At 72.8% G+C, this 17,746-nt stretch carries 18 protein-coding genes, 1 tRNA gene and 2 pseudogenes; 9 read left to right on the top strand and 12 right to left on the bottom strand.

All coding sequences use genetic code 11. The annotated features are described in order from the left end of the window. Nucleotides 1-85: 85 nt before the first annotated feature. Complete coding sequence (locus tag AB0G13_RS09320) at nt 86-553, top strand: helix-turn-helix domain-containing protein (RefSeq protein WP_357871253.1); 468 nt, start codon at nt 86-88, stop codon at nt 551-553. Between the two features lie 44 nt (nt 554-597). On the opposite strand, the gene AB0G13_RS09315 is transcribed toward AB0G13_RS09320, so the two are convergent. Next, nucleotides 598-1,635, bottom strand: coding sequence for a LuxR family transcriptional regulator (locus tag AB0G13_RS09315; RefSeq protein ID WP_357871251.1), 1,038 nt, complete (start codon nt 1,633-1,635; stop codon nt 598-600). Between the two features lie 63 nt (nt 1,636-1,698). Here AB0G13_RS09315 and AB0G13_RS09310 point away from each other — a divergent pair, with 63 nt between their 5' ends. From AB0G13_RS09310 to AB0G13_RS09290, 5 genes are all read left to right on the top strand, one after another. Beyond that, complete coding sequence (locus AB0G13_RS09310) at nt 1,699-2,418, top strand: protein phosphatase 2C domain-containing protein (protein WP_357871248.1); 720 nt, start codon at nt 1,699-1,701, stop codon at nt 2,416-2,418. A gap of 80 nt (nt 2,419-2,498) precedes the next feature. Beyond that, entirely contained in the window at nt 2,499-2,837 is a 339-nt protein-coding gene (locus tag AB0G13_RS09305) for a PadR family transcriptional regulator (RefSeq protein ID WP_357871245.1), read from the top strand. Then, nucleotides 2,834-3,652 carry an ATP-binding cassette domain-containing protein gene (locus AB0G13_RS09300; protein ID WP_357871242.1) on the top strand — a complete coding sequence of 273 codons (819 nt, stop codon included), beginning with the start codon at nt 2,834-2,836 and terminating at the stop codon, nt 3,650-3,652. The genes AB0G13_RS09305 and AB0G13_RS09300 overlap by 4 nt, the downstream gene beginning before the upstream one ends. After that, nucleotides 3,649-4,341: a hypothetical protein gene (locus tag AB0G13_RS09295; RefSeq protein ID WP_357871240.1), complete on the top strand. Its 693-nt coding sequence runs from the start codon at nt 3,649-3,651 to the stop codon at nt 4,339-4,341. Before AB0G13_RS09300 ends, AB0G13_RS09295 begins: the two co-directional genes overlap by 4 nt. A 66-nt stretch (nt 4,342-4,407) precedes the next feature. Beyond that, nucleotides 4,408-5,607 carry a GNAT family N-acetyltransferase gene (locus AB0G13_RS09290; protein ID WP_357871238.1) on the top strand — a complete coding sequence of 400 codons (1,200 nt, stop codon included), beginning with the start codon at nt 4,408-4,410 and terminating at the stop codon, nt 5,605-5,607. A 26-nt stretch (nt 5,608-5,633) separates the two neighbouring features. Here AB0G13_RS09290 and AB0G13_RS09285 read toward each other — a convergent pair whose 3' ends face one another. The 3 genes from AB0G13_RS09285 to AB0G13_RS09275 all read right to left on the bottom strand — a co-directional run bounded on the left by AB0G13_RS09285 (nt 5,634) and on the right by AB0G13_RS09275 (nt 7,785). Then, nucleotides 5,634-6,716, bottom strand: a complete 1,083-nt coding sequence (locus tag AB0G13_RS09285; RefSeq protein ID WP_357871234.1) for an NAD-dependent epimerase/dehydratase family protein — start codon at nt 6,714-6,716, stop codon at nt 5,634-5,636. A gap of 103 nt (nt 6,717-6,819) precedes the next feature. Continuing rightward, on the bottom strand, nt 6,820-7,116 hold the full coding sequence (locus AB0G13_RS09280) for a hypothetical protein (RefSeq protein WP_357871231.1): 297 nt from the start codon (nt 7,114-7,116) through the stop codon (nt 6,820-6,822). A 177-nt stretch (nt 7,117-7,293) separates the two neighbouring features. After that, nucleotides 7,294-7,785 (bottom strand): anthrone oxygenase family protein, encoded by a 492-nt coding sequence (locus AB0G13_RS09275; protein ID WP_357871228.1) that lies wholly within the window; start codon nt 7,783-7,785, stop codon nt 7,294-7,296. A 402-nt stretch (nt 7,786-8,187) separates the two neighbouring features. On the opposite strand from AB0G13_RS09275, the gene AB0G13_RS09270 reads away from it, so the two are divergent. The 3 genes from AB0G13_RS09270 (at nt 8,188) to AB0G13_RS09260 (ending at nt 9,385) form a co-directional block, all read left to right on the top strand. After that, on the top strand, nt 8,188-8,994 hold the full coding sequence (locus tag AB0G13_RS09270; protein ID WP_357871225.1) for a helix-turn-helix transcriptional regulator: 807 nt from the start codon (nt 8,188-8,190) through the stop codon (nt 8,992-8,994). Then, on the top strand, nt 8,981-9,172 hold the full coding sequence (locus tag AB0G13_RS09265) for a DUF397 domain-containing protein (RefSeq protein WP_357871222.1): 192 nt from the start codon (nt 8,981-8,983) through the stop codon (nt 9,170-9,172). Before AB0G13_RS09270 ends, AB0G13_RS09265 begins: the two co-directional genes overlap by 14 nt. 141 nt (nt 9,173-9,313) lie before the next feature. Continuing rightward, nucleotides 9,314-9,385 (top strand) — tRNA-Lys (locus AB0G13_RS09260). A gap of 85 nt (nt 9,386-9,470) precedes the next feature. Here the strand turns inward: AB0G13_RS09260 and AB0G13_RS09255 are convergent. From AB0G13_RS09255 to AB0G13_RS09220, 8 genes and pseudogenes are all read right to left on the bottom strand, one after another. Continuing rightward, nucleotides 9,471-10,690, bottom strand: a pseudogene (locus AB0G13_RS09255) (site-specific integrase). Beyond that, on the bottom strand, nt 10,690-10,887 hold the full coding sequence (locus AB0G13_RS09250; RefSeq protein WP_357871219.1) for an excisionase family DNA-binding protein: 198 nt from the start codon (nt 10,885-10,887) through the stop codon (nt 10,690-10,692). Before AB0G13_RS09250 ends, AB0G13_RS09255 begins: the two are co-directional and overlap by 1 nt. Nucleotides 10,888-11,029: 142 nt before the next feature. Next, nucleotides 11,030-12,264: pseudogene (locus tag AB0G13_RS09245) on the bottom strand (replication initiator); the annotation flags it as partial. Between the two features lie 1,661 nt (nt 12,265-13,925). Beyond that, nucleotides 13,926-14,258, bottom strand: coding sequence for a hypothetical protein (locus AB0G13_RS09240; protein WP_357871216.1), 333 nt, complete (start codon nt 14,256-14,258; stop codon nt 13,926-13,928). Nucleotides 14,259-14,487: 229 nt separating this feature from the next. After that, a complete protein-coding gene (locus tag AB0G13_RS09235) occupies nt 14,488-14,820 on the bottom strand; it encodes a hypothetical protein (protein ID WP_357871213.1) in 333 nt (110 codons plus the stop codon). Nucleotides 14,821-15,406: 586 nt separating this feature from the next. Further along, nucleotides 15,407-15,649: a hypothetical protein gene (locus AB0G13_RS09230; protein ID WP_357871210.1), complete on the bottom strand. Its 243-nt coding sequence runs from the start codon at nt 15,647-15,649 to the stop codon at nt 15,407-15,409. A gap of 85 nt (nt 15,650-15,734) precedes the next feature. After that, on the bottom strand, nt 15,735-16,529 hold the full coding sequence (locus AB0G13_RS09225; protein ID WP_357871208.1) for an ATP-grasp domain-containing protein: 795 nt from the start codon (nt 16,527-16,529) through the stop codon (nt 15,735-15,737). Between the two features lie 101 nt (nt 16,530-16,630). After that, nucleotides 16,631-17,533 (bottom strand): aminoglycoside phosphotransferase family protein, encoded by a 903-nt coding sequence (locus AB0G13_RS09220; RefSeq protein ID WP_357871205.1) that lies wholly within the window; start codon nt 17,531-17,533, stop codon nt 16,631-16,633. Nucleotides 17,534-17,746: the final 213 nt, after the last annotated feature.

The following is a 17,746-nucleotide window of genomic DNA, read 5'->3' as shown; positions in this document are numbered from 1 at the left end:
GACGTCACCAGTCCACCGATCGGCCCCCGATCCGGGCGCCGAGGCCGTCGGTCGCCGGGTACGCGCCCTGCGCGAGGAGCGGGCGATGTCGCTGTCCACCCTCGCCCGGCTCGCCGGGGTGGGGAAGGCGACCCTCTCCGGCCTGGAGAACGGCACCCGCAACCCGACCCTGGAGACGCTCTACGCGATCACCGCGCAGCTCGGCGTACCGCTGACGGCCGTGCTCTCCGGCCCGGCCTCCGGGCCGACCGTCCGCGGCGCCGCGGTCAGCGCCATCCTGCTGGAGGTCTTCGAGGACTCCGACGCCACCTACGAGCTGTACCGGATGCTGGTCGCGCCCGGCCCGGAGCAGCTCTCCCCCGCGCACCAGCGGGGCGTCACCGAGCACGTCACCGTCTTCTCGGGCGTGCTGCGCGCCGGGCCGGTCGACGCGCCGCTGACCGCCGGCGCCGGCGGGCACCTGCGCTGGACGTCGGACGTGCCGCACGTGTACGCCGCCGTCGGCGACGAGGAGGTCGCGGCCAGCCTCCTGCTCCGCTACCCCCGCCCCTGAGCACCCGCCGGCGACGCGGACCGCGCTGGCCCGGTCCCGTCGGCTCAGCCGTCGACCGGGGTCGGCACCGGCAGTCGCCGCTGCACCGCCCAGATCGCCGCCTCGGTGCGCGACGCCGACCCGGTCTTGCGCAGCAGGTTGGACACGTGCACGGTGACCGTCCGCACCGAGATGCCGAGGGCCCGCGCGACCTGCTTGTTGGACATCCCGGCGACCAGGCAGCCCAGCACCTCGATCTCCCGCCCGGTCAGCTCGGCGTCGACCGGGTCGGCGGGTCGGTGCGGCGCCACCCTCGGCGGGCGCGGGGCGGGCGGCGGCCGGAGCAGCGCCTCGGGCCCCCGGCCGGCGTGCGCGGCGAGCAGTTCGGTCAGCGCGTACGGGTTGCCGCCGGTGCGCTGCCAGACGGCGCGCACCAGCCGGCCGGACGGGCGCGGGTCCGCGTACACCTGGGTCAGCACCGCGGCGACCTCGGCCGGGAGCAGCGGTCCGAGGTGTTGGCGGACGGCGCCCCGGACGCCGCAGAGCCGGGCCAGGGCGCGGATCGCGAGGTCCGGCGCGACGGCGTCCTCGGCGGGCCGGCTCGCCACCACCAGCAGCGCCGGCAGATCGGCGGCGGTCGCCAGCTCGCCGACCAGGTTCAGGCTGGCCGGGTCGAGGGCGTGCAGGTCCTCCACCACCAGTACGGCCGGGCCGGCGCCGACCAGCAGCCGGACGACCCGCACCGCGAGCCGCAGCAGGGTGCCCGGCGCGTAGCGCTCGCGCGGCGCGGTCGGCTGCTGGGCGAGCCAGGCCAGCGCGTCCGGCGGCAGGTCGAGCCGGCTCGTGTCCCGGCCCGTGAGAACGGCGGCCAACCAGTCGTACGGGGCGGGGCTGTGCACCCGGGCGGCGCCGGAGAGCACCGCCGCCGGCCGGGGGGCGAACGCGTCCAGGGCGGCCGCGACCAGCAGGGACTTCCCCACCCCGGCCTCACCGGTGATCACCGCGACGGCCGGCGCGGAGCGCCGGGAGGTGACCACGGTGGACCACGCCCGGTCGAGCTCGGCCAGCTCACCGGCGCGCCCGACCATGGACACCGGCATCATTCCCCAACCCTACGCAGTAGTGCGTAGAGACGGCGGGAGGGTGTTCTTGGCAAGCTTGTCCCCATGACGCTGATCCTCCGCTCGGCCATCCTCAACGACATCGGCCTGGTCCGCACCAACAACGAGGACTCCGCCCTCGCCGGTGACCGCCTCGTCGCGGTCGCGGACGGCATGGGCGGCCTGCCCGCGGGCGAGGTGGCGAGCGAGATCGTCATCCGCATCCTGGACGAGCTGAGCCCGCCGACCACCCCCGACGAGGCAGCCGCGGCGCTGCGGGCCGTGGTGAGCACCGCGAACCGGCGCATCCACGCCGCCATCACCGTCGACCCGGCCCGCGACGGCATGGGTACGACGCTGACCGCCGCCCTGCTCGCCGGGGACGCGCTGGTGCTGGCCCAGGTGGGTGACTCCCGCTGCTACCTGCTGCGCGACGGGGAGCTGACCCAGCTCACCCGCGACGACACCTTCGTCCAGGCGCTGGTCGACCAGGGGGCGCTCTCGCCCGACCAGGCGCGGCACCACCCGCAGCGGTCCCTGGTGACCCGGGCGGTGCAGGGCTCGGACACTCCCCCGGCGATCGGGGTGCTCACGGTGGTCGCCGGCGACCGGCTGCTGCTGTGCAGCGACGGGCTCTCCGACTACGTCGAGGACGGCACGATCGCCGCCGCGCTGCACACGTACGGCGACCGCCACCAGTGCGGCGAGCAGCTCGTCAAGCTCGCCCACCAGGCCGGCGCGCCGGACAACGTGACCGTCGTGGTCTCGGACGTCGTCGCCGGCTGAGCTGGCCCCGGCCCCTGCGGCGGGCAGCCGCAGCCGGCTAGGTAGTTGTGCCATCTAGGTGGCGCCGCTATGTTCCTCGGGTGGAATCCGACCGGCGCGGGCAGTGGCTGCGCGGGGTGCTCGACCTCTGCGTCCTGGCCCTGCTACGCGAGGGCGAGTCCTACGGCTACCAGCTCGCCCAGGCGCTGGAGGCCGCCGGCATCGGGCCGATCCAGGGCGGCACGCTCTACCCGGTACTGCTGCGCCTGCAACGCACCGGTCTGGTCACCGCCGAGTGGCGGGAGGGCGCATCCGGCCCCGCCCGCAAGTACTACCGGCTCACCGACAGCGGGCGGGCGACCCTGCACCAGGGCGGCAGCGCCTGGCTCGCGTTCGTCGCCCCGGTGACCGGCCTCGTCACGAAGGAGGTCGACGGATGAACGCCGACGAGTGGCTGCGGGCGTTCGCGGCCGAGTTGGACCGGCGCCGGGTCCGGGCGGACGCCGCCCGGCACGTGGTCGCCGAGGCCGCCACGCACCTGCGCGACGGCGGGGGCGACCCGTGGGTCGTCTTCGGCCGGCCGCACGACTACGCCGCCGCGATCGTCGAGACCATCGGCACCTCGCCCGGTCCGCGTCCCGGACCGGTCCGGCTGCACGCGCGGGGCATCACCAAGCGGTACGGCCGACGCACCGTCCTGCACGACGCGTCGCTGACCGTCCGGGCCGGACAGATCGCCGCCGTGATCGGGGCGAACGGCTGCGGCAAGAGCACCTTCCTGCGCGTCTGCGCCGGGCTGGTCACCCCCGACGCCGGGGAGGTGACCGTCTCCGGCCGGGTCGGCTACTGCCCCCAGCAGGGCGGCACCGCCGACTTCCTGCTGCCCGACGAGCACTTCGTGCTGATCGGCGCCGGCCGGGGCGTGGCCCGGTGGCCGGCCCGCCGCGCCGGCCGGGCGGCGGCCCGCCACCTCGGCTGGGAGACCGAGGGCGACGTCCTCGCCCGCGACCTCTCCGGCGGCACCCGGCAGAAGCTGAACCTGACCATGACCACCCTCAGCGAGCCGGACGTGCTGCTGCTCGACGAGCCCTACCAGGGCTTCGATCGGGGCACGTACGTCAACTTCTGGGACCAGCTCGCCCGGCTGCGCGACGAGGGACGCGCGATCGTCGTGGTGACCCACCTGCTCAACCACCTCGACCGGGTCGACCTGGTGCTCGACCTGACCCCGGCCACCCAGGGAGGGCGTGCGTGAACCGCCTCGTCACCGTCGCCGAGATGACCCTGCGGGAGCTGCTGCGCCGTCGGGGCGTGCTCATGCTGCTGCTGTTGATGCCGCTGGCGTTCTGGCTGATCCGGCGGGACTCCCACGTCGGGCAGTCGGTGCGTTCGCTGCTGCTCGGCATCAGCTGGGCCGTCAGCACCGCCGCCCTCTTCGCCACCGGCGCGGCCCGCGAGCTGGAGCCCCGGCTGCGGCTGGCCGGCTACCGCCCGCACGATCTCTACCTCGGCCGGATGCTCGGCCTGTGGGCGGCCGGGCTCGTCCTGTCCGTGCCGTTCTTCGTGCTCACCGTCGTCGACGCGCCCGAGCTGCGGCACGGCGGGGTGGCGGTGGCGATGCTCTGCTGCGTAGGGGTGGCCGCGCCGTTCGGGATGCTGATCGGCGCGCTGCTCCCCCGCGAGCTGGAGGGGACGCTGCTGCTGCTCACCGTGATGGCGGTGCAGATGCTGATCGACCCGGCCGGCACCGGCGCCAAACTGACCCCGTTCTGGTCCAGCCGGGAGATCGCCACCTGGGCGGTGGACCACACCGACTCCGGCTACCTGACCAGGGGGTCGCTGCACGGGCTGGCCGTCACCGCGCTGCTGATCGCCACCGTGGCGGCCGTGTCCAGCGTCCGGCTGCGCCGCCGCCGGCACCTGCGGCACCTGCCGATCGGCTGACCGCCCGCCGGTCGGTCACCGGCGATTGCGGTTGCGGCGACCGCCGGGCCGGGATGGGATGGGCGGATGACCGTCCGCCGGGTGAACGCCGAGGAAAGACTGTCCACCAGCTTCGCGCTCGGCGCGTACGCCTTCGAGGCGTCGCCGCGCAGCGCGGCGCGTGCGGAGGAGTTCCGCGGCTACCTGCCCTACAACGAAGGCAACCGGACGCTGCTCGTCGAGGAGGGCGGCATCGCGCTGGCCGCCGCCTCGGCGATCCCGATGCGGCAGAACCTGCGCGGCGAGGTGCTGCCGATGGCCGGCGTCGCCGGGGTCGCCACCCACCCGCTGGCCCGCCGGCGCGGGCACGTGCGCACCCTGCTGCACCGGCTCCTCGACGAGATGCGCGACGAGGGGCACCAGCTGAGCGCGCTCTACCCGTTCCGGCCGTCGTTCTACGCCCGGTTCGGCTACGTGGGGCTGCCGAAGCCGCGTACCGTCACGTTCTCGCCGGCCGACCTGGGCGAGCTGCTCGGCGCCGACCTGCCGGGCGAGGTGGGCTGGGAGCGCATCGGCGAGGGCTACCGGGACTGGCGCGCGTTCACCGAGCGGTGCCTAAACGAGCGGCACGGCTTCGCGATCTTCCCCGGCTACCGGGACGTGGGGTTGCGCGACCGCGACGAGCACTGGCTGCTGACGGCCCGCACGGGCGGCACGGTCACCGGCGCGGTGCTCTACCGCATCGACGACCACGGCGGCACGCTCGCGGCCGGCGACCTGCTCGCCGCCGACCCGCTCGCCCGGGCGCTCATGTTGCAGTTCTTCGGCCGGCACGTCGACCAGGTGGAGCGGGTGACCGTCCAGGTGCCCGTCGACGAGGTGCCGGAGCTGTGGCTGACCGACCTGGCGGTGCACGTCGAGGCGCGGGTGGCGCGGCCGAGTTTCGCGGCGCCGATGGCCCGGCTGCTGTCGGTCGACGCACTGGCCGGGTTGCCCGTCGGGCCGGGCCGGGTGCGGGTGGAGCTGACCGGCGACCGGTGGCTGGCCGGGTCGTACCTGCTGGACGGCACGACGGGCGCGCTGGAGCTGGTCACCGGCGCCGCCGCCACCGTCGGCTCGCCGCCGACCAGCGCGCTGACCGCCGCCGGGCTCTCCGCCCTGGCGTACGGGGTGCTGGACCCGGTGGAGGTGGGCCTGCGCGGGCTGGGCGACGTGTCGACGGACGCGGCGGCGGAGCTGCGCCGCCTCTTCCCCCGCCAGCACCCGTACGTCTTCGCCGACTTCTGACCGCCACGCCGCCGGTCGGAGGGTGGTCAGTAGGGGTTGCCGTGGCCGGCGGGGCGGCCGCGCAGCAGGGCGGCGGGGCGACCCGGGAGGTGGCCGGCCGCCGACATCGGCGGGCTGGGGGTGTGCGCGCCGTCGGCCATGCCGGCGAAGAGTTCCTTGAGCGCGCTGAGCGCGTCGTGGCGCGGGTGCCAACCCAGCTCCGTCTCGGCGCGCTCGCTCGACATCAGCGGCGCGTGCAGCGCCAGCTCCACCCAGCCGGCGTCGATCGGTTGCAGCCGCGCCCGCCAGGTCAGCGCGGCGGCGACGCGCAGCACCGGGGCGGCGACCGGCACCGTCCAGCCGTGGAAGTGCCGGGCCACCAGCTCCGGGGTCAGCACCGGGTCCGCGGCGACGTTGAACGCGCCGCGCGCGTCACCCAGGACCGCCCGGGCGTACGCGTCGGCGACGTCGTCGGTGTGCACCGCCTGCATCCGCAGCCGCCGGTTCGTCGGCACCAGCGGGATCCGGCCGAAGCGCAGCAGGCGGACGGGCGCGAACGGGCCGAGGAAGTAGCGGGTGATCTCGGTGGCCGCCGCCCGCTGGAAGTTCAGGCCGGGCCGCAGCCGCACCACCCGCAGTCCCGGGTGCTCCCGCTCCGCCCGGTCGAGCAGCGCCTCCACCTCGGCCTTGTCCCGGCTGTACGACGAGCCGGACACCCCGGTCGCCGGCCAGCGCTCCGAGACCGGGTGGTCCTTCGGGCCGGGCGCGTAGACGCCGACCGACGACGCGTACACCAGGGCGGGCACGCCGGCGCGGACCACGGCGTCGATCACGGCCGTGCTGCCGCCGACGTTGGTCCGGTGCAGCACCCGCTGGTCGTGGCTGGGCTGGATCTGCCAGGCCAGGTGCACGACCGCGTCGGCCCCGGCGAAGACCTCGGCGAGCTGGTCGGCCGCGCCGGGCAGGCCGACGTCGCAGGAGTGCCACTCCACCTGGTCGTACGGTTCGCCGCAGTCCGGCCCGGGCAGCCGGCGGGCCACCCCGGCGAGGTCCAGTCCGCGTTCCCGCCGCAGCCGGCGCAACAGGGCGGTGCCCGCGTTGCCGGTCGCCCCCACCACCACGATCCGCATGTCCGCCCCGTACCCGGTCAGCCACGGGTCAATCGCGCTGCGCGGCGGCGACGGTCGGGCCCGGCTGTCGTCGCCCGCGGATCCGCGCTGCCGCGCGCCGCCGTCAGGGCCGGGGCGAGTGCCGGACCCAGCTCTTCTGCCCGCCCCGACGCCGGCCGTCCGAGGCGGCCAGGCAACGCGGGCAGATCCGGCCGACCGGGTCCGCCTCGGTGAGCACGTCCGTCGACGTGTACTCGAACCGCACGTGCGGGAAGCGGCGCAGCCGGGTCCGGCTGAGCGGGAGCCCGCAGACGGTCTGGTTCTGCCCGGGCAGCCAGGCGTGCACCTCACCGGCCGGCTCCCGTACGCCGTCGGGGCCCGTCTCCTCGCTGGAGGCCGCCACGGCCGGGGTGCTGCTCATCCTCATACGGGCACGATTCCCCCACGCCGACCCGCCCATGCCTGCCGCCTCGGTGGCGGCGACGACACGGCCGGCCCGGGTCGGCGGGGCGGCGGTCCACCGCGTCGGGCCGGCGGTGCGGCCGCGCCAGGCGGCAGCGCGGCGGCCTCCCGCGCCAGGCGGCAGTGCGGCGGAGGGTCAGCCGTGCCGGGCCAGCAGGGCGACGATCAGGCAGGCGAACGCGGCCACCGAGGAGAGCGTGCGGACGAGGTTCCCGCGCACCCAGGCCGCCTCGAACCAGGCCCGCACCTCGGCCAGGTCGGCGATCCGGTCCACCGGGCCGGCGGCCTCCAACCGGTCGTTGAGCGGCACGTTGAGCCGCACGGTAACCCCGACGGTGATCAGGTGGCAGGCCAGCGCGGCGACGGTCCAGAACAGGACCGGGCCGCCCCGGGTCAGGTGCGCGGCGGCGGCCACGGCGAGCAGCGGCAGCGCGCCGAGGAAGGCGCCCAGGAACCAGCCGTTGAGGATCTTCCGGTTGACCGACTGCATCGTGCCGACCAGCGTCCGGTCGTCGGTCGCGGCCAGACCCGGCATGACCGCGCAGGTGAACGCGAAGAACAGCCCCGCCACCAGCCCGGTGGTCAGGGTCGCCCCGGCCAGGGCGGCGGTACGGAGCGTCTCGGTCATCGGTGGTCCTCCCCCGTCGTCGTCCCCACCAGCCAACCGGGCGCGGCCCCTCCCGCCCATGGCCGAACCGCTCGCCCGCATAAGCCCCCGTCCACCCGCGACCGCCTCGCCCTGCTCAGCACGAGCGGAGCAGCGGAGGTGAGGGCGGGTGGCCCTCGCCAACCAGTGACCCCGGCGGCCGCCGACGTGCTGGAAGGGGGCCGCCGACGGACGCCCGCCCCGGGGGCGGCCCCCGCGAGGACCGCCCCCGGCCAACGCTCCACGAGCAGCCCGCGCTAGTGACACTGTGCTGTGCAGGCAACTACTCTCGGAAGCCACGGAACGCGTCCGGGCCGGGCTGGCCGAGCCCTCGCCCGACGGGTGGCGCCACGGGTAGTCGATCTTCAAATTGGGAGGTCCTGAATGGCCGACGTGCCGAGCCCGCTCGCCGCCTTCATCGTGGGCGAGATCCGCAGAGCCCGGGGCGGTGCCGGCATGACGCAGGAGACCTTCGGCCGGGGCGCGGGCTTCAGCGCGTCGCACGTCAGCGCCGTCGAGGGCGGCACCCGGGCGCTGACGATGGACTTCATCAAGGGAGCCGACCGGGCGCTCAGGACCGGCGGGCTCTTCGAACGGCTCGTCGCCAGCGTCGGCGCCCCGTCCTGGTTCCTGCCGTGGCTCGACGCCGAGCGCGCCGCCACCCAGCTCCGCTACTTCGAGCCGAACCTGATCCCGGGCCTACTGCAGACGGAGAACTACGCCCGCACTGTGCTGCGCTCCGTCGACGTCCTCACCAGTGACGAGGTGGAACAGCGCGTCTCGGCTCGGATGGAGCGCCAGAAGATCCTGACGGACGACCGACCACCGCAGTTCGTCGCGGTACTCGACGAAGCAGCCCTACGCCGCTCCGGCGACGACATCGGCGGCGTCATGGCGCAACAGATCGCCCATTTGATCGCCCGCGCCGAACTGCCGCACGTACACGTGCACGTCATCCCGGCGAGGAGCGGCCTGCACGTCGGCCTGTCGGGGCCGTTCGCCCTCGCCCGCTCACGCGACGGGGTGTGGGTCGGGCACCTTGAGAACCAGCTTGCCGGCGTCGTGGTGGACAAGGACGACGACGTGGCTACGCTTCAAGCCAGGTGGGAAAGCGTGCGGAACGAGGCTTTGCCCCGCCGGCAGTCCATCGACCTGCTTAAGGAAGTAGAGAGCCTTCATGGACCTCAGTAGCGCTCAGTGGCGAAAGTCCACCCGTAGCGGCGCGAGCGGCGGGAACTGCATCGAGGTGGCCGACAACCTGCCCGGCATGGTCGCCGTCCGCGACTCAAAGGACCCGACCGGCCCCGCCCTGACCTTCGCCCCCACCGCCTGGCGCGCGTTCGTCGCCCGCACCGCCGGTCGGGCCTGACCCTCTTCCGTACGCCCGGAGGTGCTCCCCGGACACCGGCGCCTCCGGCGGCGTTGCTGGCCGGCCCCCGACCCGCTCGTATCGACGGCGACAGGAAAGCCGAGAGTCGGAACCAGCAGCCTTCCGGTAACCTGAGCGCGCGGGCCGCTAGCTCAATGGCAGAGCTGTGGACTTTTAATCCATAGGTTCAGGGTTCGAGTCCCTGGCGGCCCACTTTTCCGCAGGTCACCGGCCCTGACCGAGCTTCTGAACGCTGCGATCAGGGCCGGTACAGCAGCGAAGTACAGCAGTAGGCCGTTCACCGGTCCAGCGCGCTGCCAAGCCGCTTGACGGCGTCGCGGGTGGCCGCCGAGGAAACCACCGTGTAGATCTCCATGGTGATGGCGAACTGCGCGTGCCGAAGGATCTGCATCGCCACCCGGGGATGCACGTCCAGGTCCGCCAGGAGCGAGGCGCAGGTCCGCCGGGCGTCCCGGACGGTGATCCGCCGGACTCCGGCAGCGTCGCAGCGCCGGTCCCAGAAGCGGTTGAAGTTGCGCGGCTCGACCGGACGGCCGTAACGGGTGGTGAAGATCAGGTCGGAGGGGTGCCAGGCCGGGCCGGCGGTGTCCCGGGCGGTGGTCTGGGCGGCGCGGCGGCGGTCGAGCGCCACGGTGCAGATGTCCGGCAGCGGCAGGGTGGCGTCCGAGGCGGCCGTCTTCGTCTCCCGGTGCAGCAGTTCGGCACCCACCCGCTGGAGCTGCCGATCGATGGTCAACTCCCCCGCGCCGAGGTCGACGTCAGCCCAGGTGAGCCCCAACATTTCGCCCTTGCGCAGACCGAGCACCAGGACCAGGACGTACGCGGCGTAGAGCGGATCGTCGTCGGCGCGGGCCGACTCCAGGAAGCGCCGCGCCTCGTCGCTCATCCATGCCTTCCGCTTGCGCTTGCGTACCGGTGGCAGCTTCACCAGGGACGCGACATTGCGGGTGATCAGCCCTTCGGTGATCGCCTGGGAGAGCAGCGTCCGGAGCACGGTCCGCAGATGGGTGACGCTCGTTGCCGAGGGCAGATCCTTACAGCAGCGGCCGAGGGCACAGCAGCGACGCTGGGCGGGCTTGCGCCGCTCGTCCTTGCCCTGGGCGCAGCACTGGCAGGTCCGCCCGACCTCGTTGATCCACGTCTGGACGTCACTGACCCGAAGTTTGTCGAGCCGCTTCCCGCCGAGCCCCGGCACGAGGTAGAGCCGGACCACCACCTCGTAGGTGACGTAGCTGCCCGGGGCGAGGTTCGGCTTGACGATCTCGCGCAGCCAGTAGCCGGCGTACTCCCCCACAGTCGGAGAGCGCGTCGCCACCGGGCCGGCTTTGGCCTGCCCGTGCAGCTTGATCCACTTGTCGTGGACCTCCTCGCGGGTCTTGCCGTAGACCCACTTCCGGCCCCGCTTGCCGTCGGGCTTCTCGACCCAGACGTACGCGGCGAAGCCGTTGCGGTACGGGAAGATCGAGCCTTCCCCGTTGGGCGAGATCGTCCGGGCATTAGGCCGCCTCCTGCCGCTCGACCTGGTCACGGATGTACTCGTCGACCCATTCGGGAAGGATCCGGCGGTACTTGCCGTCCTTGATAGAGCGCAGCTCGCCGGTGGCGATCTTCATCTTGATCCTGGAGATGCCGAAGCCGAGCAGGATGGCGACCTCGGCGGGCGAGTACCAGCGAGGAGTGAGGTCTCTGCTCATGCCGCGGCCCCAACGAGCCAGGTTTCGTGGGCCAGTTCTTCCCGGCCGATGCGTCTGGCCTGCCGGCGCTGTGCGGCGGCGGTGTTTGCCAGGAGTGCGTCGCCGTCGGTGAGCCATCCGGAGCCAGCGAAGGTGAGATCACGGTGTCGGTGGGGTTGTCGTTCTCGGCCCGGCGGTAGGTCGCGCGGGTATCCCGGAGCAGGCCGAAGGTGACGGAGTAGCGACGGGCCTTGGTGAGGAAGTGACCGCCGAAGCCGAGCATGTGCGCCCAGCGGCGCAGCCCGGCGTAGGCGTTGGATTTGGTGTCAAGGCTGCCTTGACGGTCGCCGGCCGTTACGGCGCCGCTGGCGGTGTCGGTGCCGGTGGGCCGTCCGAGGTGCCAGCAGGCGTCGATGAGTCGGGCGAGGTGGTCGCCTTCCGGATCGGCGTAGTCGTCAACGGTGGCAGGGGTGAGGCGGGTCGATTGGTGGCCAGTGGCTTCGGTCGCCTTGGTGGCGTACTTGGCGAGGTAGGCGGCCACCTTGCCGTCGGTCAGCTCGTCACTGGCGCTGTTGATGCGCCGGACGTCGATCTGCTCGCCCCAGGCGACCGCCCAGCCCTGTGACTGGTCGGGGTGCGAAGGTGTGGTGACGGTGATCTGGCGGGCGGCGGCGTGGACGGCTGCCTCCAGGTCATCGACGGTGATGCCGGCCGGCGGCGGCACGAGCGCATCCGGGTCGCCAGGGTCGACGCCGTCGAGGCGCAGCAGGACGTGGAAGTGCACGGCTGCCCGGCGCTGCATCTCGGCGACCTTCCCGTGCGACACCCGAACCGGCGGCAGCCGGCGCACCTTGCCGGAGTCGGTGACGACCTGGACAAAGGGAATGCCGCGTCGGCGGCACCGTGGTCGTAGCAGTCCAGGCACAACGGCTGCCCAAGCCGCGGATCGTCGGCGTCGTGACGGGCGAAGCACGCCGCCGGCTGCCCGTGCCGGCAGGTGCCGGCGCTGCTCCGGGCGCGGCAGGGAGCCGGACGGCAGTCGCAGCGCTGCCGGTTGGTGCAGGTGTGCCGGGGGATGTGGCGGTGGTGGACTGCGCCGAAGGACGGCGCGGTGAAGGTGGCGAAGACGACCGGATGCCGATCGACCGAGGCGGGGACGCCCTTGCCGCCAGTCAGGCCGCAGCGCACAACTTGGTAGGCGTCGCCCTGGTAGACCCAGGCGCAGTCGGGGCAGTGCGATTCGCGGCGGTTGCCGCACGCCTTGTAGAGCGTCCCGTCGGGCATCTCGTCGGTGTGCTGCTCGCCCAAGACCCGGCCGGTCTGCCGATCGACAGAGGCGATCGTGCCGGTGAGGCGAACAGGGCGGGCGCAGCCGCCAGCGGTGCGAGTGTGCTCCATCCAGCCGGAGAACTCCGGCATGGCGGCCCGGTGTAGGGCTTGGGCGTCACGGCCGACGGCGAGGCCGGGACGGTACAGGTCGAGGGGTGTGAACACGACTTCTCCTCACGGGGGTGGCAGGGACGGAAGACGAAGCACCACCAGCCGTCTGTCCGCTGGTGGTGCTCGTCGTGTCTCTTGGCACCGCCGGAAGGGCGGCTCACGCCGGAGGGCGGCTGGCTGGTGATGCCAGTTCCCGCCGTTGGTCATGTCCTTTGCGCTCGTGGACTCGGTAATGAGGCCGGCACGGGTGAGGAGCCTGGGATATCGGCGACCGGCGGGTTGCCGCAGGCTGCCCCCACCCGTGGAGGTGAGCGAATCCGGGCCATCGTGGACGGCAGAGACGCCGTACTGGGCCGCTCAGCGGATTCGGGGAACCGGCACAGCGGCCGGTGCGATCGAGAGCCGGCGGGACATGGCCCGCATCAGCGGCAGGAAGGCCGCTCGGCATCTCCGACGTCGAGTCCAGCGGTCCGGCCAGAGGGCCGCGCTGGCGTGCTCGACGAACGCCAGAGTAGCACCGGGTACCGACACGTCAACCCGCCGTGACGCCGCCGCCAGGGCGGACCGACCGGCTGCCGATCCGCATGGGAGGACTTTCTGTACGTCTATCAAGGCGGCCCTGAACGGGCCGCACGCGCCGCCGCCTGGGCGCGCGTCCGTCGCTTCGCTGGCGCTCCGACTCCGGCCACGCAACACGCCCGGCGGCTGGCGCGGAGAGCGGAAAGCCCAGAGGGGCCGCCGCAGACGGAGTAGTTGAGAGAGTGGTGGAGGTCCGTCGCCGGCAGCCGGCCGCGCCGCGCCCGAGCAGCGCGGCGCAGGGAGGGCGCGTGCCGGGTCCGCGCGGCAAGCCCCAAGCATGGGGGTGGTGTCCGCGCGGCGGCATGCCGGTCGCCCAGGAGCCGGCTCCGCAGCCACTCAGGGTCAGGTCAACCGCTCACCTGGGAGGGGGAGGGGTGGCCGCCGGTGGCCAGCTCCGACCCCAGGAGCCGGGTCCGTACCGGGCGAGGTTAGGTCAACTGCGCCACTGTGGCGGTGTCCGCCGAGGGCGCGGTCCGTGACACGAGAGCCGACACCGACGCAGGCTGTTGCGGCAGCGTCCGTACGTGCGTCAAGGTTCGGTTGACGTGACGGGCCGGGCGGCGGCCCGCTCTCCATGACGGCGGGATGGCAGGGCGTTGGCTGTGTTCGTTACCGTGCGGGTATGACTGGCGCGGCATGGGGAGTCGTTGCGCTCTTGCTGCTGGCTATCGTCAGTGTGGCGGTGGTGGCTCGGCGTCGGGGAGCATCACGGGTGCTGGATCGGGAGGAGCAACTGCGATTGGCCAGGCGCGCCGCCCAGCAGATCGATCGGGAAGCTCGGAGATCGAAGCGCGGCAGCCTGCGTGGTAGGGGTGGCGGGGGCGACGTAGGCCTCTCGCATGACGCAGCCTATGGGAGCGAGGGCGGCACACCCGGTACGCCGTAGTGCGAGTTTCGCTTCGACGTCTGACGCTCAAACTGGGTGACGACGGATGCGGCCAGGGATGGCCGCCTGTGGACGCGAGCGAACCGTTCGGGCAGCCCAATCCCGCTTCCCGCGCAGCTCATCGACCCGTGATCGTTCCTGCACACCGAACAGGTCACCTGCTGTCGTCCTGGTCCAACTGGCGGCGAGCCTGCCGCCACAGTTGTTCGAACTCGGTGGCAGACAGCATCTCCAGCGCAGGCTCGACGTCGGCGTCAGGCGACGGGAACGGCGCTTCAGGTATGACGCCGTACCGTCTCTCGTACCTCACGACGGCGTCCGCACCCCCTGAGTCGCGTGCGGCCAGCGCCTCTGCAAGAGACGCCGCTGCCATGACCGCTCCGTTCCCGTGCAGCTCGACGTGGCGCAGGCACCACCGACCGGTGTCGAGTTCGTCGTAGTTCCAACGATTCTCTTCCGGCCAGTACCAGCGCACGTAGCTCAGCACGTCGCCATTGTGGTACCAGCCTGGCACTGCCCGCACCGTGCCCGATCCGTGCCCGATGCAGCGGTCAACACCGGGCCTGCATGGGCACCTGGGCATCGGCGATCTGAGCGTTCCGTGCTCATTCACCAGTCAACACGCCTACTCACAGTGCAGATGAACCTGGTTCCCAAGCTGACAGTGCGGGTTCGATTTTCGTCACCGGCTTCGCCTGAAGGCCTAGACCAGGACGTCAGTCCCCGTTGAAGCCCCGGTACGTGCCGGACCTGTCGGCGGCGTCGGCGAACTCGGCAAAGTCCATGTTCGCGATGGTGAGGTTGGCTGAGACGTCCGCGTACCAGCGGGGCGGCACTCGGAAGGTGCGGCCGGGCTCGTGGGCCAGGTCGACGGCGAGCAGCGGGCGTTCGCCGTCGGTCATCGTGGTCGCGTCGGCGAGGAAGAGGTAGATCAGCTTATTCTCGTGGCTTGCGGCGTTGTCTGCGTCAACCAGCTCCTGGAGGCTTAGGCCCGCATAGTGCGGGTCGCTGACGAAGGTGGCACTGCCGTGGCCCTCCCAGGTGTGCAAGGCCGTCTGAGGGCGTCCCAGGCGGCGTCGTCGGTGAAGTCCGTACGGAGCACCAGTGACGCGAGGTCGTCGGGTTGAGGTAGAGAGATCACGACGAGGATCCTCCCAGCTCTCCGCTGGCGCGCCTGTTGGCCCGGCTGACCGCTGTGGGGCACACAGGGGGCGCAAGACACGGTGAAACGTCGTCAAGTAGCCGTGAACGATGGCAGCCCGAGACGCCCGTCTGAGCAGGCGTCGCCCGCCGTTCCCGCTGGTGGCGGGGTAGTCGCTTTAAGTTCCGCTTCAACGTCTGACACTGGGGCTGGGTGACCAACTGGGTGACGACGGGTGCGGGCACCGCCGGACGCCCGTGGATTGCGGCGGACCGTTCGGGCAGCTCAGCCCTGCTGCTGGCGCAGCTCATCGACGGCTGGTGATTCCTTCACACCGAAGCAGTCGGCGTCGGGGACAATACGGCTGTGAGTTGGGGAGCGCCCAGAACTTACCAGCGAGGGGTCGCAGGTTCGAAACCTGCCGCGCCCACCCATCACCACCGCCACCATCACCGGTCCCCGGCCCGCGACGCCCGGTTGGACGATCTTCGGCTTCAGCTGGTGGTGGGCGTCGCGACCCAGCGGTCGGGTCTCTCTTCGCGCCAGGTCAGCTGGCCCGTGAAGTGCCAGTGCCTACGAAGGTGTGCCAGGAGGTCTTGCTGGGCGGCCTCGATGGGTGCGCCTGGTGGCGTGTCGGGTAGGTCGCCGCAGCCGATGGCTTCCGGTGTTTCCCAGACCGAGATCCGCCACCGGTCGGGCGTCCGGTAGAGCAGGACCTGTTGGACGACCCTGTTCATGAGGAAAGCTCCTGTCCGTCGCGGCGCTTCTGGTTCGCGGACCTGGATCTGCCACGCTCGCATGGAGCCTCGCATGCAGGCGCGGTCATTGCGTACCGCTGTCCGCAGCGGGCCGAGGGGCCGGTTCGGGTCGCTGCGGCCGTCGGATGAACCGCCGGTCGCGCGCGCTGACCGAAGCCGTCGGGCCGGCCGCTCGGAGGACGACGTCGAGGACCAGATCCGGGTCTGCTTCGTAGGCGCCGCTGGCCCAGGCGGCATTCGCCTCGATGACGGCCCAGCGGCCGTCGGTCAGTCCCACGTCCACGACGATGGCGGACGGCAGCGTGTGCCCGTATCCGGCGAGGAGGTCGGTGCCGAAGGCCAGCGCGTCGGTCGACGCAGGGCCGAGGCGTAACCGGCCGTGCTCGGCGTACTGGCTGCCTGCGTGGACGACACCGTCGAGCAGGTGCAGCCGGTACTCGGCGGTGAAGTCGACGATGTCGCTGACGAGCACCGGAGTCCGCCGGTCGAAGGCATCCGGGCCGGGAAGGCGGGAGCCGTCGGTGTAGATCATCGCCGGGATGCTCTTGTCGTTGGGTGACTTGATGAACGCTGGTCGACGGAGTTCGTAGGCCTCGCCGATGGCGACCAGGTCGATCTCCCGGCGGGTGAGGTCACGGGGCAGCCGAGCCAGCCAGCTGGGCGCGGCCTCCAGGAGGGCGATCCCGAGCAGCGGTGCGACGACGTCGGCGAAGTTTGGGCCCGCAAGGAGGTGATCGGCGCGCATCCCGGCGGGTACCTCGAAGGTGTGGAGCTGGATGGTGCGTAGTCCGCGTCGGTGAGCGGCGTCACGCAGGCTTTCCGCCGAGGCGGTGAGGCGCGGCGGCAGGACAAGGTTCACGGCCGGTGACCCTGCCTCGGCCTGAACATCAGGGTTCGTCGCGTCCGGCGCTGCGACTGGGGGGTCCGCTGAGCGCGGAGGCACCCGGCCGGCAGCGGCGCTCACGCCAGTTCGGCGATCACTGCGCGGACCATTCGGCGGCCGTGCTCCGCCATCCGGGGCAAGGTGTGCCGGTAGTAGTCGATGCCGGTCAGCGACGGTGCGAGGGCCCAGCCGCAGGCGCGGTGCCAGGTGGCGTCGTCGTACCCGATCGCCTCCCGGTACGCGTCCCGGGCCGCGCCGGTGAAGGTCCACAGCGCCGGTGCCACGTCCGGTGCCGGATCGCCGACACCGAGCGCCCCGAAGTCGACGACCGCGGCCAGCCGGCCGGCGTCGGTGATCAGGTTGCCCGGCTGGAGGTCGCCGTGGATCCACACGGGGTCTCGGTCCCAGTCGGGAGCGGCGAGGCAGGCGTCCCAGGCGGCCTCGGCGTCGGCCACGTCGAAGCCGTCGTCATGCTCGGCGAGGCGCGGCAGCACCCGGCGGACGGCCGCGTCGACGTGGCGCAGGGCGGAACCGCGCGAACCCGGTGGCTTGACCGGACCTCCGGCGGGATCCACCCGGTGCAGGGCGTGGACGAAGGCCGCCACGTCGCGGGCCAGGGTCACGTCGTCGCAGCCGAGCCGGGGCGGTGTCTCGCCCGGGATCCACGGCACCACCGTCCAATGCCACGGGTAACCCTCGCCAGGCTCGCCGACGTGCAGCGGAACGGGGATCCGCACCGGCAGGTGGGGCGCGAGCACGGGCAGCCATCGAGCATCGGAATCGGCCTGGTCGACCGCCGAGGCGATCTTGGGCATCCGGGCGACGAGGTCGTTGCCGATCCGGAACAGTACGTGGTCGGTGCCCTCCAACTCGTCGGCCAGGGGTGACACGGGGAGGTCGGCCCACGGCGGGCACTGGGCCGCCACCAGGCGACGCACCTGACCGACGGTGGGCCGGACCTCGTCATCGTGGATGGGCACGACCGGCACGGTAGTGCGGTGCGGCGGCGCGGTGCCAACCGATTAGTCGGGCACCGCACCTTACCTGCGCCCGCTGACGGGCCGCCGGATGACCGGGCGGCCCGCTGCGTCGGGATCGTCGTGTCCCTGGGTCCCGCGCCGGGCGCCCGGCGCGGGGCCCCGGGGCGCCGCGGGGGAGCAGGCGCCCACGGCGGACGCGCGCCCCAAGCAGGT

This window comes from Micromonospora sp. NPDC023633, from assembly GCF_040640035.1.
GTDB lineage: Bacteria > Actinomycetota > Actinomycetes > Mycobacteriales > Micromonosporaceae > Micromonospora.
Note: the sequence above shows the minus strand (reverse complement) of the source record. Positions and strands in the feature narration are given on the sequence as shown.